Source organism: Paenibacillus sp. sgz302114 (genome assembly GCF_056120345.1).
Genome location: NZ_JBVYOI010000007.1, coordinates 105,398 through 130,247, shown reverse-complemented (window position 1 = coordinate 130,247; position 24,850 = coordinate 105,398). Strand labels below are relative to the sequence as shown.

Below are 24,850 nucleotides of genomic sequence, written 5' to 3'. Positions count from 1 at the left end.
CTGCAAAATGCACCACATTGTACTTTGTCAACAATCAGCAACTGACAACAAGGATAAATATTGTTGACAATATGCGAAAATCGGATTTACAATAAACCCAACTAGTGAAAGCGTTTTACTGCATTCATATATCCATATACCAGCTACATCTATCTTCGAATGGAGGATTTTAATGAAGATTACCGAAGTTGAATCCATTTACCTACGTATTCCCGACCTTGATGCTGAGCGCTGCGACGGCACTCAAGACACGCTTATGATTCGCATTCATACCGATGAGGGCATTATCGGCTACGGCGAGGTCGACTCCGTCCCTCTCGTGGCAAAAGCATGCATCGACGCTCCTCCCTCCCATTCCATTGCGACTGGACTTCGTTCGCTGCTGATCGGCGAGAACCCGCTCGAGATCGACCGTCTCTGGGACAAAATGTACCGTGGCACCATCTATTTCGGTCGCGGAGGCCCTGCTATGCACGCGATGAGCGGCATCGACATGGCGCTGTGGGATATTGCCGGCAAGAAAGCAGGCCGTCCCGTATCCGAGATGCTCGGTGGCACTTACCGTTCCAAGCTGAAGGCTTACGCCAGCTCGCTCATGCCGGACACGATTGAAGAAGCGGTCCGCCTTGCAGGCCAGTTCGCTTCAGAAGGCTACAAAGCGATGAAGTTCGGCTGGGGCCCAATCGGCCGCGATGAGAAATTCGACGAGCAGCAGGTTCGCGCGATTCGCGAAACGGTTGGCGCGGACATCGACATTATGATCGATGGCGGTCTCGTATGGGATTTGAAAGGTGCTCTCCGTATGGCAGAGGTGTACGAGAAGTACGGGGTATTTTGGCTGGAAGAGCCGCTTCATCCGGAGAACTTGGCTGACTACAAAGAGCTGTCGAGACGAACGACGCTTCGCGTTGCAGGCGGCGAGCAGGAGAGTGGCGTGACCGCGTTCCGCCGTCTCATTGAAGAGGGCGGACACGACATCGTGCAGCCGGATCTTGGTCGCTGCGGCGGTCTGACCGAAGGCAAACGGATCGCATATATGGCGCATGAGCGTCATAAGCTGGTGGTGCCGCATGCGTTTAAGACAGGCATCCTCGTTGCGGCAAGCACGCATTTTGCAGCTTCGATTCCGAATGGCTTCATGATCGAGCATACGGCTTCGACTTCGCCGCTCGCGCGTGAGCTTGTATCTGAGAAAATCACGTTCAAAGACGGATACGTGCACGTACCGGACCGTCCAGGTCTTGGCATCACCGTCGACGAAGCGGTTGTGGAAAAATATCGCGTCAACTAGCTAAGGAGGCGCAGCACATATGAAACGATTTGAAGGAAAAGTCGCCTTCATTACAGGCGGCGCGACTGGAGTCGGCTACGCTGCGGCAGCAAGGCTCGCTTCCGAAGGAGCCACGGTTATTATCACTGGACGCCGCGCCGATGTTGGCGGGCAGGCGGAAGCCGCGCTGCAAGCGCAAGGCTTCAAGGCGCAGTTCATTACTGGCGATGTTTCGGACGAGCAATCCGTGGCAGCGATGTTCGCGCAGATCGAGGAAACCTACGGCAAGCTCGATATTCTTGTGAACAATGCGGCAACGTTCGAGCCGATGCGTTTCCTCGGTGCGGATATGAAGGATTGGCGAAAGGTGTTCGACATTATCGTGAACGGCACGTTTCTCTGCACGCAAGCGGCTGCCAGGCTCATGACTTCCACTGGCACGCAAGGTGCCATCATCAACGTCTCCTCCATCAACAGCAGCCGTGCGCTGGAAGAGTCCTCGAGCTATAACGCGGCCAAAGGAGCCATGGACCAGCTGACGCGTAACACTGCGCTGGAGCTGATCAACGTTGGCATTCGCGTCAACTCGGTTGCGCTCGGTTTTATCGAGACGCCGATGTCGGTCGTTGACGGCGTGAAAGAGCATGAGACGGATTGGTTCCAAGATATTTATGTAGCCCGCGGCAAAATCGCCCAAAGACGTCAGGGGCAGCCGGAGGAAGTGGCCGGCGTTATCGCTTTCCTGGCATCGGAGGATGCGTCCTATATGTGCGGTGCAGTTATTCCGGTCGACGGCGGATTGTCGATCACATTCTAATTCCAAGAGAGAGGTGCGGGCTTATTAAGCCTAGCGCCTCTTTAATCCAGAGAGGAGCAGCATTCCATGCAGTTGCAGATGCAGGCGCTTATCTATGAAGGTCCTAAAGAGATGAATGTAAGAGAGGTCGACGCGCCGGTAGCGGGCGAAGACGAAGTCGTTATTCGCGTTGCTTTTACCGGTATTTGCGGCTCTGAGCTGAGCGGCTATCTCGGCAAAAACTCGCTGCGCAAGCCGCCGATGATATTCGGTCACGAGTTCTCGGGCACGATTGCCGCGATGGGCAGCCGCGCGGAAGCGTCCGGCGCATGGCAGCTCGGCCAGCGCGTGACCGCTAATCCGCTCGTCACCTGCGGACAATGCGAGAAGTGCCTCACGGGCAAGCAGCAGCTGTGCGGCTCCCGCAAGCTGCTTTCGGCGGCATTGCCGGGAAGCAACGCGGAATATGTGAAAATCCCGGCTGCATTCGTATACGCGGTGCCAGATAGCATGACGCTGCAAACCGCGGCAATGGCGGAGCCGACTGCATGCGCGGTGCGCGTGGCGGAGCTGGCAGCTGCAAAGCCGACGGATAAAGTGCTTATCCTCGGCATGGGGCCGATTGGGCTGCTCACGCTGCAAGCCGTTCTGCAATATGGCGTGAAAGAAATCATCGCGGTCGACATGAACGAGGACCGCTTAGCAATCGCACGCAGACTTGGCGCGAAGCATACGGTCTGCCCAGCGGGCGTTGATACGCTGGAGGAAGTGAAACGGCTGACCGGCGGCGCAGGCGTGAACGTCGCCATTGATGCTGTTGGCGCGGGGCTTACTCGCAAACAAGCCGTTATGGCTTGTACGACAGGCGGACGTACCATCTTCACTGGTCTGCACGAGGAAGAATCGGCGCTGCCGATCAACTTGGCCATTCGGAGCGAAATTACGATGACGGGCTCTTTTGCCTACTCCGCGATGAACTTCCGCACGGCTCTGCAGTGGCTGGAGGAGGGCCGTATCGGGCTCTCGGAAGGTGTCATTGAAGCGCCGCTTAGCGATGGAGCGAAGTGGTTCGAGACGCTGCTTGGCTCGCCGGGCAACGTATCCAAAGTACTGCTAATCCCGGGAGGTGCAGCCTAACATGCCGCGTTACAAAGAATGGCACTCGCCAATTGAAGGGATCACTCGCAAAATTTTCCCGCCAGGCAAAGAGATGATGAGCATGATGATAATGTTCAAGTCCGGCTCAATCGGTCCCGCGCATTCGCATCCGCATGAGCAGCTGACATTCGTTATCAGCGGTAAACTCGAAATGACGATGAACGGCGAGATCATTGTGGCAGGCGCAGGCGAACAGATCGTCGTGCCGGGCGATGCGGTGCATGAAGTGAAGGCGCTCGAAGACTCGGTCGTCATCGAAACATTCACACCTCTTCGTGCAGACCTGCTTGCCACGATAACGGAATAAGGAGCTGTTGCTTTAGTGCCGCCAGTTACCGTAGATACCAATTGGACGTATAACGATATTCGCACCGTCGTGCTCGAGAATGAGAAGCTGCGTGTCGTCGTCATGCCGGATCTCGGCGCGAAGATTTGGCAGATCACGTTCAAGCCAAGAGGCAAGGATTTCCTCTGGCAGCATCCGCGCATCAAGCCTCGCAAGGTGGGGCTGCATACGAATTACGACGATCATTTCTTCGGCGGCTGGGACGAGCTGTATCCGAACGATATTGCAGAGTCGATCAATGATGAGATGCTGCCCGATCACGGAGAGATCTGGACACTGCAATGGCAGTATGCAATTGAGCATGCTGATGCGGAAGCGGTGACCTTGCACATGTGGGTGGACACGCCGATAACGGCGAGCCGCCTAAGCAAGCGCATTACGCTGCGGGCAGGAGAAGCGAAGCTGCGTTTCCAGCATACGATTACGAATCTGGGCCGAAAACCGCAGCCTTACTTGTGGAAGCTCCATGCTGCAATGGCTGCGGATGAGCATTCTCGCATTGACCTGCCGGCACGCAATATAATGATGGAAGGCTTCGGGTCCCCTCGCACAGGCAAGACTTCGTACACGTACGAATGGCCCTATGCAGAGGATGCAGACGGCGGAAAGCATGATATGCGCAAAGCATTATCGTCCGAGTCCGGCGTTAGCGAGTTTCAGTATGCGACAGATATGAAAGCAGGCTGGTGCGCCCTTACGCATACGCGAGAAGGCATCGGCTTCGGACTCAGCTATGATAACGAAGTGCTGCCAAGCTGCTGGTTATTCGCTTCCTACGGAGGCTGGCGGGAACTGCAAACTGTCGTACTGGAGCCGTGCACCGGCTATCCAGTTAGTTTGCAGGACGGCATCGAACGAGGCACACATCAAATTTTAGAACCAGGGGAAACGGTGTCCTGCAGTATTGTCGCGAGCATATATGAAGGGTTGTCCTCTGTAGACAACATTGATGCAGACGGCAAAGTGACAGGAACCGCATTTGTACCGGTACCGTAGATAAATGGAGGTTAAGTAGCCATTATGAAGCTTATCAATTTTATTGAAAATGGAACAAGCAAACTTGGCGTCGCGACGGACGCAGGAGTCATTGACGTTGCAGCGGCGGCTGCACACTTGGGCGTACAAGCGCCGCTCTCGATTCACGATGCGATCGAAGGCGGGGCGGCTGCGCTTGACGCGCTCCAGACACTTGCAGCCAGCGCGCCAACAGCAGCGCTGCGCAAGGAAGAGGAGCTGAAGCTTGGCGCCTGCGTGCCTGCTCCGAATAAGATTATCTGCGTCGGACTCAACTACCGCAAGCATGCGGAAGAGACAGGCTCGCCAATTCCGGCTTATCCGATTCTGTTCAACAAGTTCAACAATACTCTGTGCGGTAATGGAGATGACGTAGCGCTGCCGAAGGTTAGCGAGAAGGTAGACTACGAGGCGGAACTGGCTGTTGTCATCGGCAAGAGGGCGAAGTATGTGTCCAAGGAAGATGCGCTGGACTGCGTGTTCGGCTATTGCAACGTTAACGACTTGTCCGCGCGCGATCTGCAAATGCGCACGCAGCAGTGGCTGCTCGGCAAGAGCTGCGACGGGTTCTCGCCGCTCGGCCCTTACCTCGTGAGCGCCGATGAAGTCGGCAATCCGAACGACCTGTCGATTCGCGCTATTGTGAACGGCGAAGTACGTCAGGACTCGAACACGTCGGATATGATTTTCCGCGTGGACGAGATCGTCAGCTACATTTCGCAGCATATGACGCTTGAGCCGGGTGATGTCATCCTTACAGGCACGCCTGAAGGTGTCGTCATGGGATATCCGCCGGAGAAACAAGTCTATCTTAAGGCTGGCGATGTTGTTACAATTGAGATTGAGAAGCTTGGCAAGTTGACAAATCGCATGGTTGCGGAATAGCAGTGCAGCAAGGCCCGATTAGCGTCCTCGTTCATACAGGATTGTTGCTCGGGCTCTTTTTATTATTTAGCTAAAATAAGGAGATGAGAGGCATGCGGTATTGCACAATCACAGGCACATCCTTGACACCATCGGTAATCGGGCTCGGGACGGCGGATTTCGGGACGGCACTGGATAAGGAAACTTCTTTTGCGCTGCTTGATCGGTATGTAGAGCTTGGCGGCAATCTGATTGATACGGCGCATGTGTATGGCGCTTGGGTACCAGGCGGCGACGGAGCGAGCGAGACGATGATCGGTCATTGGCTGCAGGAGCGCGGTGCACGTGACCGCGTGCTGCTGTCTACCAAAGGCGCGCATCCGCCGATGTCGGACTTCTCGCAGAAGCGGCTGGATTCCGAATCCATTCGCAGCGATTTGTTTGAAAGCTTGGAGCGGCTGCAAACGGATGTAATCGACATTTACTGGGTGCACCGGGATGACCCGGCTCGTTCCGTGGAATCGATTATGGATGCGCTGCACGAGCAGGTGTCTTCGGGGCGTGTGCGGTATATCGGCGCTTCCAACTGGACGAGCGAACGGATCGACGCTGCGAACCGCTATGCGAGGGAGAACGGCCTCACTTCGTTCATCGGCAGCCAGCCTCACTGGAATTTGGCGCTACTTAATCCGTCGGTGCTTCCGGGAGATCTTGTTGATCTCGATGAGCGGCAGCGTCAGCGGTACATAGACTCTTCAGACGTCGCTGTATTTGCGTATTCCTCGCAGGCGTCGGGCTTCTTCAGCGGCCGCTATAGCAGAGCGCAGAAGCCGGAAGGCGGACGAGCGGATTTGGTGAGCAGAAATTACGCGAATGAAGAGAGCTACAGGAGGCTTGACCGGGCGCAGTCGCTTGCGGCTCAGCTTGGCGTGACAGGCTCGCAGATTGCGCTGGCGTTTCTGACCTCGCAGCCTTTCCCAGTCGTCGCATTGATCGGCGCGAACAAGCTGGCTTATTTGGAAGATAGCTGTCAGGCAGGCGACTTGGTGCTGTCGCCGGAGCAGCTTCGCTACCTTGAAACAGGAGAATAGATTATTGGGATAGAAACTGCCTGGAGGCTTGCAGCTTCATGGTGAGATAACATGGCGCTGGGATCAGGATAGAGGGCTGTTGGTTCGATAGGGTAATGTCGATTGAAGAAACGGCAGCCAGCAATGGCTGCCGTTTCTTCAATGAACGGAAGTTCAATGGTATTGTTTATGATTAATTCAGCAATGCGACTATTAAGAAGGAGTATAAGATAGGCTGGCGCTAAATGAAAGTTGGGTGATATCAGCTGCAGAGGGATCCGTCGACTGGAGCGTCCTTATACGAATCCCTATACGATCACCCGCAGCAACTACTAAGGATCCCACATTTATATTCGTTGCGGTTCGGAAAGTGCCCGCTGTAATGATATTATTCGGAAATCCGAATCTTAGCGAGCTAGTTAGCGGAGTGGTCACGTAAGGTGAAGAGCTGTGATCAATCCCGTTATTAGGAACTGACGGTGCGAGGAACACTGTAAAGTCATATTGAAGACCGAGCGTATTTATAGAAACTACGGAAGCAACCAGTAGATCAGCACTTATTTGTAAATTTTGAATCGTGCCTGCAAAGGGAATTGGGAAAGCAAACCCACCTGCTTCGGGAGGCATAGTCGATTCTCCAGAACCGTCAATAACTTCAACCGTGTGATTGCCAAAACCCATTAAAATTGGAGCAGCTGATACGACTGTAGCACCGCTAATAATAATCCCAGTTGAAAATGGAATTAATCCCCCAGTACCTGCTGGTCCTGTTGGTCCCGCTGGTCCTGCTGGTCCTGCAGCTCCTGCTGGTCCTGCAGCTCCCGCTGGTCCCGCAGCTCCTGCTGGTCCTGCTGGTCCTGCTGGTCCTGCTGGCCCCGCCGGCCCCGCCGGACCTGTTGCTCCTGCCAAACCAGCTGCTCCAAGTGCGCCTGCAAGTCCTGCAAGTCCTGCGGGTCCAGCCTCGCCAATTGCTCCGGCAAGTCCTGCTAATCCAGCAGGTCCAAGCGCTCCAGCAAGCCCAGCAGGTCCAGCTTCTCCGATTGCTCCAGCAAGCCCTTGAAGTAATTGGGCTCCTTCTGCTGCTGGTCCTCGGGGCCCTCGTGGTCCTTCTGGTCCCGGAGGTCCTGGAGGACACTTACATCTACCCATAGATTCATCTCCTTATTCTTTAAGGTGATTCATCATATTCAAATACACGAAGTCAACTGGCAATAAATGCCTAAAACATCGAAAAATGGGTGATGATTTTCGCCTAAATTTCCTTCCTATTATGTGATTGTCCCTATCAAAATATCTACTCTCGCATTATATTGTTATAGGTTTGAAGACTAGGAGTGGAGAGAGTGGAGAATCGGCCATTAATAGGGATTTTAGTAGCCAATAAGAGTAATAGAAAGAGTGTTTTGGAGCTTTATCAGCGTTATGACCGTTTGAACCTTCATCTCTTTGCCTTTACTCCAGCAGATATTAATTGGGAGAATCAGCGTATTAACGGACTCAGCTTGAATAAGGGCATATGGAAACAAAGCTCCTTCCCTTTTCCTCACGTCGTTTATAATCGGTCATATAACAAAAAAACAATCACGATTCAACGTCTTGAGAACGTGATTGGCCCAAACAAGTGCTTTAACAAGATTAACTTTTTTAATAAATGGGATCTCTACAACCTATTAAAACAGTCAGAGCTTAACCCGTATATTCCAGAAACAATATTATACAATCAAGCAAATGTATCAGAGCTATTAGAGAAATATAATGTCGTATATATTAAGCCTGCTTATGGATTCAAGGGGAAGTCTGTATATCGGGTTGAACAAACGAGTCATGGGGATGTCAAGATATCTTTGCACTCTTTGGCTCCGAGGTATATTTGCAGACAAAATGAAAGCTATCAGAAGAAATTAAAAGAACTTCTCGGTTCAGAGAACTACATGGTTCAGCAAGGAATATTTATTCAACAGCTTAATCGCCGATATTTTGATATTCGTGTCCTTGTTCAAAAAGATATTTCGGGAGAGTGGACGGTTTCCACACTCGCATGCAGAGTGGCTCATGAACATTATTTCAACACGAGCATGTGTGAATTCATCTATGATGCTGCAGAAGTTATTCCCTTAATATTTAGTCAGGCTAAAAACAACGAGATCTTCCAATCTCTTCATGAGGTAAGCATTGCGGCTGCGCAAGTAGCAGAAGATCATATAGGTTCATTGGGAGAATTGAGCGTGGATTTCGCAATAGACGAACAAGGCAAGCTATGGATAATTGAACTGAATGGAAAACCTCAGAAAAGTATATACAAAGACATAAAGTCTTTAAAAAATAAAAATCTAGTTTATAGTAGACCATTGGAATATGCTTATTATCTCTCGCATTCTTCAGGATTCACACACGATTCCGCACAACCTACGAGTGATGCATCTATTCATATACGCTAATCTAGCTGAGGAGCCTGCTACATGGCAGCTCCTTTTTGTTTTGTTGAAGTAAGTGAAGTTGGACATGCAAGCTTATATTAATTACAACCTAGACAATTGTCTAATACCTCAATCATCAACGTGATTTGTTTGGTTTTGTTCGCTAGCTAACAGCGTTTCTGCTTTACCAACTGTTCCCACTGTTCGGTTGGGGGATCGCCTGTTCAAATCCGGTTAATAAAACAGCAAATTCCTGCATGTCAAATCCGGTATGTTGCGCGACTTTAATGAAATGAATCCGTTCAAGCAGACTTTCAGGCTTCAAACAAATTTCCAGTATCCGTTTGTTTGGATTGTAAAGAAGACATCGAAAGGAAATTGCAAGAGTACTTTGATCGTGATCAAGATATGTTTAGTTAATCTGCATAGGGCAAGCTTTCAGATAAGAATACAAAGAGGCAGCCTGTATAGAGGTTGCCTTTTTATATGGAGTGACAATTAATACATATATTAGTGAAGCATAATATTATATACAAATTAGTAAACGCAAATATGTTAATGGAGGTCTTAAATCATCTTTGACAATGCATCGGCTAATCGACGTCCAATAAGTAGCGGGCTGCCGGAGAAATTCGGTCATACGTGGATTTTCGGATGTATTCTCGCATATTTTGCTGCTGTTCGAATTCTCGCGCTACATAATAGGGATGGATCGCACGTCTCGTCCGATCGGTATGGTTGACGGTTCCTCCATGCCACGTATGCGAGTTCAACACGATTACCGAGCCAGCCGGAGCCGTGACCACAATTTCGTCAGAGTGGGGATCTTTCAAGTTCATCATATAATCGGCAGGTTTCCCAGCCCGTTTATGTGTGCCCGGCACGACACGGGTAGCGCCGTTCTCTGCCGTGAAATCGTCCAGCATCCAGATTGATATAGCTACATGATAGGGTTCATCTTCCATCCGGCTGCCCCAATCCGCATGCAAATCCTGATGCCCGTATCTCGGAACGGCATCGCGGCCGTTCATGGCAGAGACTTTGAATTCGCGACCAATCACGTGGTGTACAGCAGCCAGTATCTTGGGATGTGTATAGGTGCCGTCAAATACCTCCCCTTTATTCGCTAAATCCGACAGCCTACGGGTACCCTCCTCCTGGTGAACTTCCGTGCCGGCTTTTGCCCCTTCCTGATCCATTAAGTACTCATACTGTTGCTGCAGCTTGCCCAACCATTCCGCATCGATCAACCGTTCGAACAAAACATACCCTTTCTCGTCGAGCGAGCGCTTCTCTTCGTCCGTCAACGTCGATCCGTTAACGTCATAATAATGAAGAACATCTTGGATATTGCTTACAGTCGCGTTTTTCAATTCTTGCGCCTCCGCTTCTTTCATTCTCAAACATTTGGTTTGCTTAAATTGTACCCCATGACGAAAAGTTGGATAATGTAGTATATTGATTTTGAACTATTGTATATTGCTCAATCGGGGAGTGTGGGAAATGTTCGATTCAATGTTTGCGGGCGGTGACCGTCCAAGCTTGCGGTATGCCGGAGCCTTGGAGAAGGCCGTAGGGGAGCCATTCATTAATCCGCTACATCACAATCCGGAGGAAGCAGAATTGATGCTGATTACTGAAGGCGAAGGTACGTTTATTTTTGACGGACAGCATTACTTCGCCGGACCCGGTACCATCATGCTTTACAATCAAGGACTCTGGCACGACGAGCGTTCTCATTCCCATCTTCCTTTTCGAACGCTGTATTTGGGCATAGCCGATCTCAGGCTATCCGGTCTGCCCCAGGGTTATTTTATTGCTCGCAATGAATCTCCGGTGATTTCACTTGGCGAACATTATTTCTCCTTGGCGCAACGTTTGCGAGAGTTGGTCGAGGCCAAGCATTCGCGCGAAGCTGACTCCGATCTTCTGGCTGATCATCTGTTGATGGTTTTTCTGATCGAATTGGTTCGCATTATTCATCAACCAAAGTCTCCCGGCTTTCGCCCTGGCGCTATTGCTGCCTCACAAACGGTGCATCTCGCAAAGCGACTCATTCATGAGCGCTACATTCACGACATTACTTTGCATGATCTAGCGAGGCATGCACATGTAAGTCCATTTCATTTATGTCGCCTATTCAAGAGGGAAACAGGCCATACTCTTTTTCAATATATTACTCATTACCGAATGGAGGTTGCTAAACGCTACCTAACGACGACCGATGAAACCATTGCTGCTGTAGCGGGGTTGGTCGGTTACCAAAGCGAGACTTACTTTCAAAGTCTGTTTAAAAGATGCACGGGAACGTCACCTGGCCGGTTTCGCGCGAAACGCAATGAACGCGTTAGCGAGTGACTGATGCCCATGGTAGTAGGAAAGGATCGTTCATCCGTCTGGAAGCCGACGATACGTCACGAGCCAGCTAACAAACGTACATAGACACATGAAGATCCGTGGTTTCCGCGGATTTTTATTTAGTTGCGGTTTTTCTTTGCGAGCATGAAGTTAGTGAATTATTCATTCATTTGATGAAGTGACGGGCAGGTTAATGCAATATGTCATCGAGTTGCATCAAGTATCGCCATGAGGAATAAACTTCAAAAAGATGAGAAATGTCTCTACCGGTAAAACCAATTGAATCTATTAATCAATTGGTCATAAGGTGTTCAGCCAAAATAAAGGAGAGCATACACCTATGGGAAGATTTCGAGGTCCCCCAGGGCCCCCGGGGCCACCTGGCTTGCAAGGTCCGAGAGGTCCGAAAGGTCCGCAAGGCCCGGAGGGTCCGGAAGGCATTTGTTCCCCGTGTCCTACGGGTGCTCAAGGCCCTCAAGGCGTAACTGGTCTAGCTGGCGCAACCGGAGCAACAGGCGGAACGGGAATCACAGGGGCAACGGGAGTCACAGGAGTCACGGGTGCAATAGGCGTAACGGGAGCGACGGGAGCAACAGGCGTAACGAGTGCAACGGACGGGAGCAACAGGCGTAACGGGAGCAACGGGCGTAACGGGAGCAACGGGAGCTACAGGCGTAACGGGAGTCACAGGTGTAACCGGAGTCACAGGAGCCACAGGTGAAACGGGAGCAACGGGTGCAACGGGAGCCACTGGTGAAACGGGAGCCACAGGTGAAACGGGAGCAACAGGAGCAACAGGGGCAACCGGAGCAACAGGAGCAACGGGAGCAACTAGTGAAACGGGAGTCACAGGTGTAACCGGAGCAACAGGTGCAACAGGAGCAACAGGAGCAACGGGAGCAACGGGAGCAACAGGAGCAACAGGTGTAACCGGAAGTGTACTAGACTTTGCGGATTTTTTTGCATTGATGCCTCCAGATAATGCGGCAACGATAGCTCCGGGTACTGACGTCAGTTTTCCGCAAGATGGACCTTCTAGCGGAGGGGGTATCGTCCGCACTGGTCCCAGTACATTTAACCTGACTGCGATCGGGACGTATAGTGTCTTGTTTCAGGTGAGTATTGACGAAGCGGGTCAACTGATTTTGACGCTAAATGGTGTGGATTTAGCTTATACAGTGGTAGGCCGTGCAACGGGTACTACACAAATTGTAGGAATGGCTCTTGTACAAACGACAATCCCCAATTCAATTCTCACATTGCGAAATCCAGCCGGCAATGCTGCTGCATTGACGATTACTCCTGTTGCAGGAGGAACAAGGCCTGTCTCCGCGCATTTTGTTATAGCGCGACTTGCTTAATAGGGGGAAAACTATATTGTTGTCACAGCATCTGCGATGTTGCATGGATGTAACTGGTTAGACGGACTGTGACGCAATCGCCCTCCCCCTGTAACCTTTTTCTCATGGCCCCCGTCTAGAGGGTGATTCTGGGTGAAATACTATTCCCAGCCACTCTTAGAGGGGGTTCTCTTACGAATGAACAATAAACTTAAATTGAGACATAAGCTGCTCGCCCTGCTGGCGGCGGCTGTGCTTATAACTTGCGCGGCGCAGGGGGCGGAGGCTCAGACGGTGAGCAATACGAGCTATAGCATCGATACGATGCTGAGCTCGGAGAATAAAGTGCCTGGGTCGAAGCCGCTTTGGACGGCGGAGCTGGATAAGCCCACTGCGGAGAACCACGAGCAGCCGGCGCTTTCGATTGCAAACGGCAATCTCTATTACGTCGCAGGCGGCGTGCTGCATGCGCGAAACGCGAAGACCGGGAAGCAGCTATGGACCTACGGCTCCAAGCTGAAGTCAGGCTCCGCAGTCGCAGTAAACGGCTCCATCTATGTTAGCGGACAGTCCGACAACAGCATCTACCGCGTCGACGCAGCAGGCAAGGGCAAACGTGTCTATCAGCTGGCCAAGACCGATATTTTATCCTCATTCTCTATCGATGGCACGACACTGTACCTCTCGACTTGGACGGGGCTCATCTCCGTGAATCTTACAACTGGCAAAGAAAACTGGCACAGCACGCAAGTGAATTCGCCGAGAGTTGAGCTGAAGATCGGCAACAAACTGCTCCTGCCTGCAGTGGAATCAGGTGCGATTACGGTAGGCACGCTCTATGCTGTTGAAGCGCAAACTGGCAAGAAGCTCTGGCGTCTAAGCGGCAGCCATTCGCAGCTGCTGAAGGTTGAAGGGACGAAGCTGTATATGGTGGATGATTGGCCAAAGACCGATAGCAGCAAATATGTAGCTGACATCGACGTCATCGACGCCAATACAGGCAGCGTTATAAGCAGCAAGTCGTTCGTCCCGATCAGAGAAGGCACCGACCCGCTGGGCCAATACCCGAATAATGTAACGATGGTCGGCGACGATATCTACATCACCACGAGGGACAACGAGCTCTACAAATATAACTTCAACGCGGATCAAGCGGTTGTCCAGCCGTCTGTGTTGAATGACAACGGGAAGTGGATTTCCGGCCCGTATGACGGCAAGCTGTTCTATCTTAACAGCGATAACATCGGTATTCATGCGCGCAAGCTTGCTGATCAGACAGCTGTTTATTATCAGGGGCTGGACAATCCGGCGAGCCAAGTCGATTTTATCAACTCCGGTATGTTCGTCGGTCAGACGGACGGCGAGATCTATGCGCTGAACGTCACCACAGGCAAGGCACTGTTCCGTTACCAGACCGCAGCACGCAGCTTCGGGAAGTTCCAAGTATCGGGCAGCCAGCTGCTCGTGCAAGCGGAAGGCAAGCTATATGCGTTCGCGCTGCCTGCGGAACTGACAAAGCCGCTGAGTGTGAGCACCCCGGAGAGCGCGTACAAGAAAGCGGAAGCTACGCTCAGTCTCAATGGGAAGAACAAGCCGATCAATCCGAGTATGATGACGATCAATAATCGAATGCTTGTGCCGCTTCGTTTTCTATCTGAGGAGCTCGGGGCAAAAGTCGCCTATAGCGCTGTAATGAAACAAGCCGTAATTGCACTAGGCGACCGTACCTTCACCATCAAAGCGGGTGTTCCATACGCGGAAACGGCCATAGGCAAAGAGCAAGTCGAGCTCGTTTCCCCGCCGGTCGTGCTGAACAATAGCTTATATCTTCCGATCAGCGACGCAGGCAGCCTGCTAGGCGTTAAAGTCGTATGGAACGGCGGGCCACGAACCGTGGAAGTGACAACAGGATGAGCAGAATCAGACTGTTTGTCGGTCTCATCCTGATCGTGTTGACATTAAGCGTGATACTGCCAGGATGCAGCAAAGACAACGAGAGGCACTTCACTCTAGCGGAAATTAAGGACATATTCAATCAGCAAGGCGTCCAATTGGTGCAAAAGAGTGACGATGCCGCGCCGAGCTCCGTATTCGCGCAAGCCTATAACGGAGTAACGCCGAGCATCTATACAATTGGCAACGAGCAGCAAGACCCGTCCGTTTTTATTTACATCTATCCATCGATGGCCGCTGCTTCGGACGGAGTAAATGAGTTTAATGACAAGACTGCTGCTGCGGATTTGATCGCGAATAAGCGGTACCATTTTGCCAATGTCGTTCTGTACTACATAAAGGGTGATCCGTCTTATGAGCAAGATATTGACCAGATCGTGTCCAGGCTCCGTGCACCAAGAGTGAAGCGACCCGAGTAATGCGGAAGGTATGGAAATTTTAAAAGCGAAGAGGCTCCGGCGAGCAACAAGCCGGAGTTTTTTTTGTGGACGGGAATCCACCTCCATCAAACCGTTTTCCCTCACGAATGTAAAAATACCGCTTGTATAATAGAGTGAGCAACCTATAGCCATAACCATGTATTTTTGTCCAAGGAGTGAAATTGAGATGAACCCCAGTCATCCCTCGCTGCCGATGATTGAGAAGGCGTCGCTTCATATGCTGGCGCATGATCTCCATAGGCGTACAGAGCTGCGGCATGTCAATCGTAAGCTTCCCCATTATATGGTGTCATATATCAAGACAGGCTCCTGCAGGCTCCGTATCGGAGGCAAAGACTATAACGCGCGCCAAGGCGATGTCGTGTTCATTCCGCCGCATGAAGTGCATGACCATGTAAAAGATTCGAGTGAGCTGACGGAGTTTTTGTGGTGGCATTTTACGCTGGAGATTGCTGAATGTATGGATGCGCTGCAAGCATTTCGATTCCCGGTCTGCTTCCAGTTGCATAACCCAGAGGCGTTTGAGGCGGTATTCCATGAATATCGGCGCTTCGCCGAGGGCCCATTGTCCATCTCGGACAGCCTTATGAAGAAGGCAAAGGCGCTGGAGCTCGTTGCCATTCTCGTCGCTGCGGTGATTCATCACCCGGAGATGCAGCTGAAGTCGGATCATTCGGAGCCTTTCATGGTGATGCTGTCCGAGCTGCTCGATAACCCGGACCGCCGGATTGACCTCGCCGACCTCGGCAAGCGCTATTACATGCACCCGACGTATATTGCGGAGCGGTTCAAGAAGCTGTTCGGCATTACGCCAACCAAGCTGCAGTTGTCGCTGCGCCTGCGCAAGGCGAAGCAGCTGCTCGAAACGGAGAGCAAGCCAATTGCAGAGATTGCCCGGATGACGGGCTATGAGGATATCGACGATTTCTCCCGTTTCTTCAAGAGCAAGACCGGACTGTCTCCGTTAAAATACCGCAGCTCCCTGCTTGGAGCGACAAAGGGCTAACCCTATCGGGCGCAGCAAAAACACTACCATTAATCGTTAAAGGTGCGTGCACAATTGTGAATGAGAATACAACGCTAAATACAGCCAAACCAGCCGCTGCACAGGCCATTTGGTATGACGAGAGCGGGCAGGGGCGCAACTTGTATGCACGGTTCCGGCTAACGCTCGACCTGTCCGCGAAGCCCTCGCAAGCGCTGCTGCATCTGTTCGCAGATACGACTTATCAGCTATATGTGAACGGGGAATATGTACAGACAGGCGCGGTTCGTTTCGACCCGCGCCATCCGGTTTATGATACGCATGATCTCAGTGAGCTGCTAACAGAAGGTCGCAACGTGATTGGCGTTCAGGTCAATTATGTCGGGCACAAAACCTTTATTACGATGCTATCGCAAGCAGGCTTCGCCGCTTGGGGAGAAGTAACACTTGCGAGCGGGGAGCGGCTGGAGCTGACAACAGGCGTCGCGGACTGGCAAGCGGAAGCTGTTCCGGCTTATCGGTATGCGGCCAAATGGAGCTGTTCCTGAAGGCGGCGGATCACTACGATCAGCGTCTTGACGAGATCGGCTGGAGCGGGAGCGAGTTCGATGACAGCGGCTGGCAGCGCGGCGTGGCGCTTGCGAATCAAGCGGCATGGGGCGAGCCGGAGCCGCGCTATATCCCGTTCATGTCAGGCGAACCGGTGCAGATCGAGAAGGTTCTGCATCTGCTGCCAATGGAGCAGCGCGAGCAGATTCATGCATTCAGCATGCCGATGCCGCATGTGAACGAGATTCATATGCCGGATCAGACAAGCCGGTTCATGGCGGTGAAGACGTGGATCTACGCGCCAGCTGCGATGGATATTACGATCGGACTGTTCTATCAGAATACGTGGATCAATGGCGAGACGATTGCAAAAGGGCTGTATGCGGATGACATGAGCATGCGTCTGAACCACCGCGTCAGCTTGCGTGAAGGCTGGAACGAATATTTTGTCAAAAATGATTCGCTTCAAGATATGTTCCACCACTATTTAGCATTGCCTAACGACCGCGGACTAGTCGTCTCGGCGGACCGGAATCCGGATTCGAATGTGAGGTTCCGCCGCTCCCCTGTCGTCTCCGAAGAGCTGTTCCAATCCGCGCTAAGCAGCAAGGGGCTGCCTTATGCGGCTGACGATCAGCTTGACGCTGCTGGCGGCTGGATTGACGTCACAGCAGACGAGCAAGGCGAAAGCCCGACGATGTCGACCGGCTGGGAATAGTATGGTTATCCGTTTGAATCGGTTGCAGTCGAGGAGCTTGGCGACCGCGAATTCAAGCTGGCGGACTATCCGCAAGGCTTCTCATTGCTGCTCGATCTTGGATTAACAAGGCTCGTTCAGCCGCGCATTGTGCTCGAAGGCGCAGGCGGAGCTACGGTGGATCTCACCTATGGCGAGCATCTCAATGCCGACGGCAAGCATCTGCGCCACTATCATTGGTACGGCCTCGGCGACCGCGCGTATGCGGATGAGCGGCAGTCGGTGCTCGATTGGCGGCTGACGCAGCCAAGAGGCTTCCGCTATGTGCAGCTTACGGTGCGCGGACCGAAGCGGGACGTGAAGCTGAAGGCGATTGAGCTTCGCTCGGCAAGCTATCCCGTGGAGACGAAAGGCGCGTTCCGCTGCTCCGATCCTTTGCTTGAGCAAATATGGGAGATGGGCGTCCGCACCGAAGCGGTCAACATGGAGGATGCGTACACCGATTGCGTGACGCGCGAACGCGGACAATACATCCGCGATACGATCATTCAATATCACAACAACCTTGCCGTCTTCGGCGATCATGCGCTTATGCGCCGCAGCTTGCAGCTGATGGGGCAGTCGCCGGATGCGACCGGCAAGTTCAGAGCGGTTTATCCGAATACGGGCGACTATACGATTTCGGACTTTGCGCTTAATGCGCTTGAAGGATTCTGGGCTTACTACGCGCAGACCGGAGATGCCTCGCTAATTGAGACGTATTGGGATGCGATGCAGCATAATCTCGCATGGTTCCATGAGCTGGCCGACGAGCGCGACGACATGCTGCTTGACGCGGAATGCGACGTGAAGCGCGGCATAGAGGCTCATTACGGCGGCTTCCACGGCGACCTTGCCATTGTGAAAGGCTACATGGACATTACGGGCATTCACTGCGTATTCAGCTGCACGTATCTGATTGCGCTACGCAGCGCGGCGAAGCTGGCAGGCGCTATCGGACGCGAGGCTGACCTTAACGAGCTGAACCGCCGCCTTGCAATCGTCGAGCGCTCTATTCGCGAGACGTTCTGGAATGAAGAGCTCGGCTGCTACAGCGATAATGAGAAGAAGACGACGCACTCGGCACATGCGAGCTTGTTCGCTGCCCGTGCAGGCGTACTCACCGAAGAGCAGTTGGAGCCGGTTCGCCGCCATGTCGCATACGAGCTGAAATCGCTGTTCGTGAACGGATATGGACCGGAAGAAGGCGTGAAGGTGTCGCCAAGCTTCTCGTTCTATATTTTCGAAGGGCTTTATGCGATTGGCCTGACGGAGACGGCGGAGACGATGATGCGTCAAGGCTGGGGCTGGTTTCTGCAGAAGGGATTGAAGCAGACGCCGGAGTATTATGATCTTGGACAGAGCTTGTGCCACGCTTGGTCGTCCTGCCCGACTTACTTTATGTCGCGGCATGTGCTTGGTGTTCAGCTGCCAGAGATTGACCTCAGGCCGGCTGAGGTTGTTATTGATGTGCAAGCAGCGGGAGTTACGTCTGCCGAAGGCGCTGTTCCGCACGAGCTTGGCCTTATTGAAGTGAAATGGCATCTTGATGAGGGCGGCGTGCGAGTGTTTGACTATATACGAGTGCCGGAAGGATTAACGGTGCGAATCGTTCGCTAAGTTAAATGAGAAGGAGCTGAACGCTACCAATGACGACGATGAAGAATGAACAGCAGATTCGGCTCATAACGCGCGCCGATGATGCGGGCAGCGCACGTACAGCGGACCGCGCCATATTGGATGCAATCGAGGGTGGCATCGTCCGCAACGTATCGCTGATGGCGGTTGGCCCGACGATCGAGCATGCAGCTGAGCTGCTTGCCGGGCGCCAAGATGTATGCGTCGGCATTCATGGCACGTTGAACGCGGAGTGGACCGATGTGCGCTGGGGACCGATACTTGGCGCGGCGAAGGTGCCGTCATTGGTCGAGCCGGATACGGGCATGTTTACGCCGACGCCGGCGCATTTTCTGAGTAGGCCGCCGGTCGTTGAGGAAGTGATGGCGGAGCTGCAAGCGCAGCTGGACCGGCTGCGCAGCCTTGGCTTCCACATCAGCTACGCCGATTCGCATATGGTATTCGAATGGGCGATTCCACAAATCGCCGAACCGTTCGACCGTTGGTGCGAGCGCGAAGGTATCCGTAATTACCGTCGCTATAGCAAGCCGTTACCGGAAGCAGCAGGCGGCCCGGACAAGCTGAGCGATCCAGTGGAGGCGCTCATTACACGGCTGACGTGGGCCGAGCCTGGCCAATATCTCATCGTCGGCCATCCGGGCTATGATGAAGCAGATATGCGTGCTTTCGGCAATGCTGATTACAAGAGCGAGCAGGTCGTTGCCGACCGGATCAACGAGCGTCTGATGTTCATGCGCGAGGATGTGCTTGCTTGCGTGAAGGAGCGGGGCATCGTTCCGATCCGCTATGTCGAAGCGGTAGAGCTTTAAGAGTTGCGAGCGGACATCTAAGCCGAGCTATTCGGTGTAGGTGTCCGTTTTACTAGATTCATACGAACACGAAACTTATTCAGAAAGTGGACATTCTATGCAGTCGCAGCTCTCGGATTGCATCAAAGGCAGGATAATTGAACAGATAAATGCGGAAATCCACTTATTGGAGGCGAATTCCCAGCGTTGCCGCTCATAATTGTGATAATCCACTTATTTGCAGCGGAATGGGCGATTACTCGGTATGAGGGAAGGAATAAGTGGACATTGGCACTTATTCCAACCGATACGGTGCAATCCAGCTAAATAAGTTGATATTTGCAGTTATTCAAAGTAATTCATGGCCTGCCGTGTGAGACGGTAACCCATCGTTCTTCGACCGATAGCACCAGCGATTGGTGCGAGCCAGCCCCCTTTAACAAGATTCGATAAACATCGAATGGCTAGCCGATAATCGATGTTTAGATGACTTTTAACATCAAGCGGTCGGATTGGGAGCCATTTCGTGGGACCAGGGGGGAGCCATGCGAAGTCGGCGAAATAAGAGCGTCCGCGCCAATCCATGATTTCATACTCCGGATGCAATTCATCCATATTTTCTTTCAAAAGCCATCAAACTCTGCTCAAAAATAGTTTCTCGGCGTGGAAGTTTCGGGTCAAAAGTCTCCCTTTTCGCGCGCCACCTCTGTGGCTGATATGAAATTGCATAAACGATTCGTATTCTCGTTCGAAATCCATGTCGACGACCTCCTGTGTATACGAACACAAACGTCCATCTGGCTGCCGCTGTTAACGGTCATTCAGATGGACGTTCTTCGTCTCCTCCAATCATAAGGGTGGAGGATATATTTTTCAATGCTAAACATCAAGCTATCAGATAAACACAGCTCCACTCCTTGGCAGATCGTCTTAGTTTTTCCCCATATCCTCCAAGAAGGATACCGCTTTCAGATGTACAGTAGAGGTATATCCTAAAGCATGAAGGGGCGTTTCAATATGATCAGTTCGAAGATGCAGATTAGCGAAGATAAAGTGCGATTTTACCAGGAAAATGGCTTTGTTCAAATTGATAACGTGCTGTCGCCAGAGGAGCTGGAGGAGCTTCGCCAGCATATGGATGAGACGATGAACGCACAGGGCGGACGAGGTGTTCAGACCTCAGAAGCAGGTGGCGCGTATTATAAAGTACTGAACCAGCGCGTGAACACATGGCGCGATCACGGCGGCATGGCGCGGTTCGTGCTGGGCGAGCGCTTTGCGGACTTGGGCAAGCAGCTGACCGGCTTTGACGGCATTCGGCTGTTCCACGATCATGCGCTGCTGAAGATGCCCGGCGATTCCAAAGTGACGCCGTGGCATCAGGACCGTCCGTATTGGCCGATCGAAGGTGACAAGCCGATGATTGCGTTCTCGATTTGGGTAGCGCTCGATGACGTCGATGAGCATAACGGCTGCATGATGTTTGTGCCGAAATCGCAAAAGATCCGCAATTTGAAGGGCGTTGATCTCGTCACGCCTGAAGATATTTTTGAACAGGAGGGCGCGAAGGAGCTCGACCGCAACACGGCGGTCATTTGTCGCATGAAAGCAGGCAGCTGCACGTTCCATGACGGCATGACGTTCCACTTCGCGCATGCGAATTCGACCGACAAGCCGCGCCGGGCGCTGGCGATTATTTTCTTAGAGGACGGTACGCGGTTTAGCGGAGCTGGCCACATCGTAACAGATGGACTCGGATTTGAGCCAGGAGATCAGCTTGGTGGAGGACTGCTGCCGAAGCTGGCGTAATAAAGAGATAATGTTACTCGTACTGACATGCAAATGTAATGGAACTGCAACGCCATTTTCATCTTGTTTTAATCTTCAGTCTCTATAATAAGACTCAACCCCCTATTATATATATTCTTTTAAGACCCGCGGCCCGTTGCCAGCGGGTCTCCTTTTTTTTTGTGCAACGGTCGAAACATCAGCAACGTGAAGCTTTGATACAATGGACAGGCGAATTGGAGAAGGATCGGAGATAATAATGATACATTACAATAAGTTAGTCAGAGATAAGATACCTGCGATTCTGGAAGCAAAGGGAGTTAAGTACTCTGTTCAAAAGCTTACTGATGAAGAGTACAAATTGAAGTTAAATGAGAAGCTTCATGAGGAGTTGAAAGAGTACTTAGAGGCTCCGGAAGATGAGATACTGCCTGAATTGGCAGATATCGTAGAGGTTATACACGCCATCGTGATCAATAGCGGTTATACAATCGAGCAGTTCGAACAAGTACGACAAAAGAAACAGGAGCAACGTGGTGGATTTCATGAAAAGCTTTTACTAGTTCATGCAGATTAGAGGGACACAGTCGCGGCCTGATGCCTGCGATGCAGTGTTGTGGGGAAACTGTATACACGAAAGGCCGAGGCTCTCCATAGAGAAGCTTCGGCCTTTCGCCTTTACGCGCTGCTCTGTTATTGTGCGCCAGCCACTTTTCGGATGGCGCGAACGACGTCGGATACATCCTCGTCTGACATCCGCTGGTGCAAGGCGATGGCGATGGCGCGTCCGAGCCAATTCAGCGTGTTAGGGCACATATCCTGTGAATATTGCGCATTGCCCTTATAGCTTGCGCAAGTCCAAGGGGTGTCGTGCTCGGAAACGCCGCGTTTGTCTAATACATACGTCCAATTCGTATAGATATGCCGGTCGGCAAAGCCGTTATTGCTGATTGTGCCATTCGGGATACCTTCCGCCGCAAGGCGGGCCGCGAAGCTTTGCGCTTCTTCCGCCGTTTGCAAGTAGAAGACAAGACTGTACGATACATCGCCTTCAGGATCTGGAATTCGCTGCGGCTGAATGGACGGAATATCAGCGATGCCGCTCACGATCGCCTTCTTGATCTCCCGCAGCTTAGCGATTATCGGGTCGATCCGCTGTGACTGCGCCAGGGCGAGCGCTGCGTTTAATTCGCTGAGCCGGTAATTCTCGCCGGGAATGGCTTCGTAATTCTGCTGCCGCTCGGTGCCCCAGTAAACGAATGCCGAATCGTGGTAGATGCTGGCGCGCGAATAAATACGGTCGTTGTTCGTCGTGACCATGCCGCCTTCTCCCGCCGTAACGAGTTTATATTGCTGGAAGCTGAAGCAGCCTGCATCGCCCATAGAGCCGAGCGGCTTGCCTTGATAAGAGCCGCCATTCGCTTGAGCGACATCTTCAATGACGGTGAGTCCGTGCGCTCTGGCAATGTTCAAAATTTCATCCATCTGGCAAGGAACGCCTCGCATATGGACAGGAATGACTGCCTTCGTGTGCGGTGTAATGGCTGCCTCGAAGCTTGCCGGATCCATCGTCAGCGTGTCGTCGACTTCTACGATGACCGGAACGGCGCGAGCCGCGAGCACAGCCGCCGCAGTCGCGATGTACGTGTAACCGGGCACGATGACCTCATCGCCCGGACCGATGTCCGCGCCGACAAGTGCGGCGATGAGCGCGGAAGTGCCGGAATTGACCGCCAAGCAGTGGCGGGTCGAAACTCGCTGCCGGTACAGATCCTCCAGCTTGAATGCCTCGGAGTTCTCGATATCTTTGCCCGTGTAGCGAAATACCCGTTTCTTGTCCAGCACCCGCATGACGTATTCTTTCTCCAGCTCGCTGAATTCCTCCGTGCTAATAAAGCCGAAATCCCAAGGCTTCGTGCGTACTGGCCCAGTATTTGTCGTCGTCATCTTCATCGCTCTCCTCTCCGCTACCCGTTAGCTTGATGCTGACGAGCGCATTGCCTTCCATGCAAGAGCCGAACTGATTCCTCTGATGATCTCTAGCGTTGCGATGTACCTTCCTTGACGATTCAGACGCCCACGATCACCGCGAGACCTCTTTAATCAGATCCTCCGCTTCGTGCAAAAACACAGCACAAGCCTCTTCCCTGTAAGGCGAAGCGTTGAGCTCATAGCCGCCTAGCCCATCCGTGATCGCCTCCGGCGATGGGAGATATCCGGCGTATCCGTTCGACACGCCGGATAATAAGAGCCTCTGCGAGAAGCAGCGTTCCCTAAGCCGACTGGCATAGCTGCCGAACACCTCACAGGAAGAAGAGAGCAGTACAAGATCTCCGAGACGAAGCGCGTGGAGCTCCGTTCCCACTTGCCGAACGGGGTACCCTTCCTGTGTCGGAAGACGGGCGATTCGCGAGGCGCTTGCGAGCGGATGCCCGGGTACGGGCTGCAGACGTCCGGCTGTCTCAACAATGTTCAAATAAAGTTGATTCGCGAGGCTCGTAACGAGCGGATAGGTGTCTTCCATGATGGCGAAAGAAAAGCCCTTCGGCCCGATATCGCCTGAGAAGCCTTGCAGGAAAAGCGAGACGAACCCGTCGCCATAGTGCTGCTCTAGTCTTGCCATCGCAAGTCCGACCATATCCGGTGACACGCGATTCCTGGGGTTGTTCACCGACGTAGGGTGAACGGCGCAGTTCACGATACCGCCGAGCGGCATGCCCTCTGGCGTCTCCAGCAGCAGGAAGTGCATCGCTCGCTCGACGGGCAGCGCCTCATTCGGAGCAAGCTTCGGCCGCCGATTAACGGATATTCCGCAGCTGCCTTCCGCTGCCCTCAGTGTGACTGGCTGAAGCTCGGTAGTTAGCTGAGCAAGCTTCTCAGCAACTCCGTTCGTGTATTTCTCACCGAACTGCTCGGGTGCCGAATGTGTGTGCGTCGCATGCACGGATACGCGCTGCTCCGTCGTTCCCGCCGCTATACTCCAGGCAACGCGCGTGCCTTCAGGAAACGTATTCCGAAACTCGCGGTATTCACCGGTCTTTCCTTGTGAGTGGCGTGCTAGAAAAGGCTGTTCATTCGTGAGGCAGCAGTCGAAGGAGATGAGGACATGCCGGGAGCGTCCATCGTCTAGGAGGAGTAATCTTGCGAATAAATCGTCTTGAATATCGTCCGGCGGCTGTGCGATGAACACATCGGGATCGTACCCCTGAAGCGGTGCTCGTTCCTCAGGTGTTACGCATACTTTTCCAAAAGCGGCTCTTAGCATCGGCACTCTCCTCATTGGCATGTTAGAGTTGTGATGACTAATTAATTCATTAAGTAAATTATATAAATGAATAAA

At 52.5% G+C, this 24,850-nt stretch carries 24 protein-coding genes; 19 read left to right on the top strand and 5 right to left on the bottom strand.

Annotation, left to right across the window (positions count from 1 at the left end):
- Nucleotides 1-172 precede the first annotated feature (172 nt).
- From AC0LWF_RS18615 to AC0LWF_RS18585, 7 genes are all read left to right on the top strand, one after another.
- Nucleotides 173-1,291, top strand: a complete 1,119-nt coding sequence (locus AC0LWF_RS18615; protein ID WP_474653039.1) for a mandelate racemase/muconate lactonizing enzyme family protein — start codon at nt 173-175, stop codon at nt 1,289-1,291.
- A gap of 19 nt (nt 1,292-1,310) precedes the next feature.
- A complete protein-coding gene (locus tag AC0LWF_RS18610; RefSeq protein ID WP_474653038.1) occupies nt 1,311-2,087 on the top strand; it encodes an SDR family NAD(P)-dependent oxidoreductase in 777 nt (258 codons plus the stop codon).
- Nucleotides 2,088-2,153: 66 nt separating this feature from the next.
- The gene (locus AC0LWF_RS18605) at nt 2,154-3,203 is read left to right on the top strand and encodes a zinc-dependent alcohol dehydrogenase (RefSeq protein ID WP_474653037.1); all 1,050 of its coding nucleotides are present in this window, start codon (nt 2,154-2,156) and stop codon (nt 3,201-3,203) included.
- Between the two features lies 1 nt (nt 3,204).
- Complete coding sequence (locus tag AC0LWF_RS18600; RefSeq protein WP_474653036.1) at nt 3,205-3,531, top strand: cupin domain-containing protein; 327 nt, start codon at nt 3,205-3,207, stop codon at nt 3,529-3,531.
- Between the two features lie 15 nt (nt 3,532-3,546).
- Nucleotides 3,547-4,566, top strand: a complete 1,020-nt coding sequence (locus AC0LWF_RS18595) for a DUF4432 family protein (protein WP_474653035.1) — start codon at nt 3,547-3,549, stop codon at nt 4,564-4,566.
- A gap of 24 nt (nt 4,567-4,590) precedes the next feature.
- Nucleotides 4,591-5,469, top strand: coding sequence for a fumarylacetoacetate hydrolase family protein (locus AC0LWF_RS18590; RefSeq protein ID WP_474653034.1), 879 nt, complete (start codon nt 4,591-4,593; stop codon nt 5,467-5,469).
- Nucleotides 5,470-5,561: 92 nt separating this feature from the next.
- Nucleotides 5,562-6,539, top strand: a complete 978-nt coding sequence (locus tag AC0LWF_RS18585; RefSeq protein WP_474653033.1) for an aldo/keto reductase — start codon at nt 5,562-5,564, stop codon at nt 6,537-6,539.
- A gap of 722 nt (nt 6,540-7,261) precedes the next feature.
- Here AC0LWF_RS18585 and AC0LWF_RS18580 read toward each other — a convergent pair.
- Both AC0LWF_RS18580 and AC0LWF_RS18575 read right to left on the bottom strand, forming a co-directional pair.
- A complete protein-coding gene (locus tag AC0LWF_RS18580) occupies nt 7,262-7,498 on the bottom strand; it encodes a hypothetical protein (protein ID WP_474653032.1) in 237 nt (78 codons plus the stop codon).
- A 6-nt stretch (nt 7,499-7,504) separates the two neighbouring features.
- Nucleotides 7,505-7,675 (bottom strand): hypothetical protein, encoded by a 171-nt coding sequence (locus AC0LWF_RS18575; RefSeq protein ID WP_474653031.1) that lies wholly within the window; start codon nt 7,673-7,675, stop codon nt 7,505-7,507.
- A 186-nt stretch (nt 7,676-7,861) separates the two neighbouring features.
- Between AC0LWF_RS18575 and AC0LWF_RS18570 the strand changes: the two genes are divergently transcribed.
- Nucleotides 7,862-8,956, top strand: coding sequence for a YheC/YheD family endospore coat-associated protein (locus AC0LWF_RS18570; RefSeq protein ID WP_474653030.1), 1,095 nt, complete (start codon nt 7,862-7,864; stop codon nt 8,954-8,956).
- A gap of 572 nt (nt 8,957-9,528) precedes the next feature.
- Here AC0LWF_RS18570 and AC0LWF_RS18565 read toward each other — a convergent pair.
- Nucleotides 9,529-10,308 (bottom strand): phytanoyl-CoA dioxygenase family protein, encoded by a 780-nt coding sequence (locus AC0LWF_RS18565; protein ID WP_474653029.1) that lies wholly within the window; start codon nt 10,306-10,308, stop codon nt 9,529-9,531.
- A gap of 130 nt (nt 10,309-10,438) precedes the next feature.
- On the opposite strand from AC0LWF_RS18565, the gene AC0LWF_RS18560 reads away from it, so the two are divergent.
- The 11 genes from AC0LWF_RS18560 to AC0LWF_RS18510 all read left to right on the top strand — a co-directional run bounded on the left by AC0LWF_RS18560 (nt 10,439) and on the right by AC0LWF_RS18510 (nt 22,087).
- A complete protein-coding gene (locus AC0LWF_RS18560; protein ID WP_474653028.1) occupies nt 10,439-11,293 on the top strand; it encodes a helix-turn-helix transcriptional regulator in 855 nt (284 codons plus the stop codon).
- A 605-nt stretch (nt 11,294-11,898) separates the two neighbouring features.
- Complete coding sequence (locus tag AC0LWF_RS18555) at nt 11,899-12,654, top strand: collagen-like protein (RefSeq protein WP_474653027.1); 756 nt, start codon at nt 11,899-11,901, stop codon at nt 12,652-12,654.
- Nucleotides 12,655-12,831: 177 nt separating this feature from the next.
- A complete protein-coding gene (locus AC0LWF_RS18550) occupies nt 12,832-14,547 on the top strand; it encodes an outer membrane protein assembly factor BamB family protein (RefSeq protein ID WP_474653026.1) in 1,716 nt (571 codons plus the stop codon).
- Nucleotides 14,544-15,005, top strand: a complete 462-nt coding sequence (locus AC0LWF_RS18545; RefSeq protein WP_474653025.1) for a hypothetical protein — start codon at nt 14,544-14,546, stop codon at nt 15,003-15,005. Before AC0LWF_RS18550 ends, AC0LWF_RS18545 begins: the two co-directional genes overlap by 4 nt.
- A 187-nt stretch (nt 15,006-15,192) precedes the next feature.
- The gene (locus AC0LWF_RS18540) at nt 15,193-16,032 is read left to right on the top strand and encodes a helix-turn-helix transcriptional regulator (protein WP_474653024.1); all 840 of its coding nucleotides are present in this window, start codon (nt 15,193-15,195) and stop codon (nt 16,030-16,032) included.
- Nucleotides 16,033-16,088: 56 nt separating this feature from the next.
- A complete protein-coding gene (locus AC0LWF_RS18535; protein ID WP_474653023.1) occupies nt 16,089-16,559 on the top strand; it encodes an alpha-L-rhamnosidase N-terminal domain-containing protein in 471 nt (156 codons plus the stop codon).
- A complete protein-coding gene (locus AC0LWF_RS18530; RefSeq protein ID WP_474653022.1) occupies nt 16,442-17,278 on the top strand; it encodes a hypothetical protein in 837 nt (278 codons plus the stop codon). Before AC0LWF_RS18535 ends, AC0LWF_RS18530 begins: the two co-directional genes overlap by 118 nt.
- Nucleotides 17,279-17,362: 84 nt before the next feature.
- Nucleotides 17,363-18,916 carry an alpha-L-rhamnosidase-related protein gene (locus AC0LWF_RS18525; protein ID WP_474653021.1) on the top strand — a complete coding sequence of 518 codons (1,554 nt, stop codon included), beginning with the start codon at nt 17,363-17,365 and terminating at the stop codon, nt 18,914-18,916.
- A gap of 29 nt (nt 18,917-18,945) precedes the next feature.
- Nucleotides 18,946-19,743, top strand: coding sequence for a ChbG/HpnK family deacetylase (locus AC0LWF_RS18520; protein WP_474653020.1), 798 nt, complete (start codon nt 18,946-18,948; stop codon nt 19,741-19,743).
- Between the two features lie 996 nt (nt 19,744-20,739).
- Nucleotides 20,740-21,531, top strand: coding sequence for a phytanoyl-CoA dioxygenase family protein (locus AC0LWF_RS18515; RefSeq protein WP_474653019.1), 792 nt, complete (start codon nt 20,740-20,742; stop codon nt 21,529-21,531).
- 202 nt (nt 21,532-21,733) lie between these two features.
- Nucleotides 21,734-22,087: a phosphoribosyl-ATP pyrophosphohydrolase gene (locus AC0LWF_RS18510; protein WP_474653018.1), complete on the top strand. Its 354-nt coding sequence runs from the start codon at nt 21,734-21,736 to the stop codon at nt 22,085-22,087.
- Between the two features lie 116 nt (nt 22,088-22,203).
- Here AC0LWF_RS18510 and AC0LWF_RS18505 read toward each other — a convergent pair whose 3' ends face one another.
- Nucleotides 22,204-23,457 carry a DegT/DnrJ/EryC1/StrS family aminotransferase gene (locus tag AC0LWF_RS18505; RefSeq protein WP_474653017.1) on the bottom strand — a complete coding sequence of 418 codons (1,254 nt, stop codon included), beginning with the start codon at nt 23,455-23,457 and terminating at the stop codon, nt 22,204-22,206.
- A 136-nt stretch (nt 23,458-23,593) separates the two neighbouring features.
- Nucleotides 23,594-24,775 carry a hypothetical protein gene (locus AC0LWF_RS18500; RefSeq protein ID WP_474653016.1) on the bottom strand — a complete coding sequence of 394 codons (1,182 nt, stop codon included), beginning with the start codon at nt 24,773-24,775 and terminating at the stop codon, nt 23,594-23,596.
- Nucleotides 24,776-24,850 lie beyond the last annotated feature (75 nt).

Bases quoted from the DNA above. Each gene is read 5' to 3' on its own strand.
- AC0LWF_RS18615 (WP_474653039.1), top strand. From the start codon at position 173: ATGAAGATTACCGAAGTTGAATCCATTTACCTACGTATTCCCGACCTT.
- AC0LWF_RS18610 (WP_474653038.1), top strand. From the start codon at position 1,311: ATGAAACGATTTGAAGGAAAAGTCGCCTTCATTACAGGCGGCGCGACT.
- AC0LWF_RS18605 (WP_474653037.1), top strand. From the start codon at position 2,154: ATGCAGTTGCAGATGCAGGCGCTTATCTATGAAGGTCCTAAAGAGATG.
- AC0LWF_RS18600 (WP_474653036.1), top strand. From the start codon at position 3,205: ATGCCGCGTTACAAAGAATGGCACTCGCCAATTGAAGGGATCACTCGC.
- AC0LWF_RS18590 (WP_474653034.1), top strand. From the start codon at position 4,591: ATGAAGCTTATCAATTTTATTGAAAATGGAACAAGCAAACTTGGCGTC.
- AC0LWF_RS18585 (WP_474653033.1), top strand. From the start codon at position 5,562: ATGCGGTATTGCACAATCACAGGCACATCCTTGACACCATCGGTAATC.
- AC0LWF_RS18575 (WP_474653031.1), bottom strand. From the start codon at position 7,675: ATGAATCTATGGGTAGATGTAAGTGTCCTCCAGGACCTCCGGGACCAG.
- AC0LWF_RS18560 (WP_474653028.1), top strand. From the start codon at position 10,439: ATGTTCGATTCAATGTTTGCGGGCGGTGACCGTCCAAGCTTGCGGTAT.
- AC0LWF_RS18550 (WP_474653026.1), top strand. From the start codon at position 12,832: ATGAACAATAAACTTAAATTGAGACATAAGCTGCTCGCCCTGCTGGCG.
- AC0LWF_RS18545 (WP_474653025.1), top strand. From the start codon at position 14,544: ATGAGCAGAATCAGACTGTTTGTCGGTCTCATCCTGATCGTGTTGACA.
- AC0LWF_RS18540 (WP_474653024.1), top strand. From the start codon at position 15,193: ATGAACCCCAGTCATCCCTCGCTGCCGATGATTGAGAAGGCGTCGCTT.
- AC0LWF_RS18520 (WP_474653020.1), top strand. From the start codon at position 18,946: ATGACGACGATGAAGAATGAACAGCAGATTCGGCTCATAACGCGCGCC.
- AC0LWF_RS18515 (WP_474653019.1), top strand. From the start codon at position 20,740: ATGATCAGTTCGAAGATGCAGATTAGCGAAGATAAAGTGCGATTTTAC.
- AC0LWF_RS18510 (WP_474653018.1), top strand. From the start codon at position 21,734: ATGGACAGGCGAATTGGAGAAGGATCGGAGATAATAATGATACATTAC.
- AC0LWF_RS18505 (WP_474653017.1), bottom strand. From the start codon at position 23,457: ATGACGACGACAAATACTGGGCCAGTACGCACGAAGCCTTGGGATTTC.
- AC0LWF_RS18500 (WP_474653016.1), bottom strand. From the start codon at position 24,775: ATGCTAAGAGCCGCTTTTGGAAAAGTATGCGTAACACCTGAGGAACGA.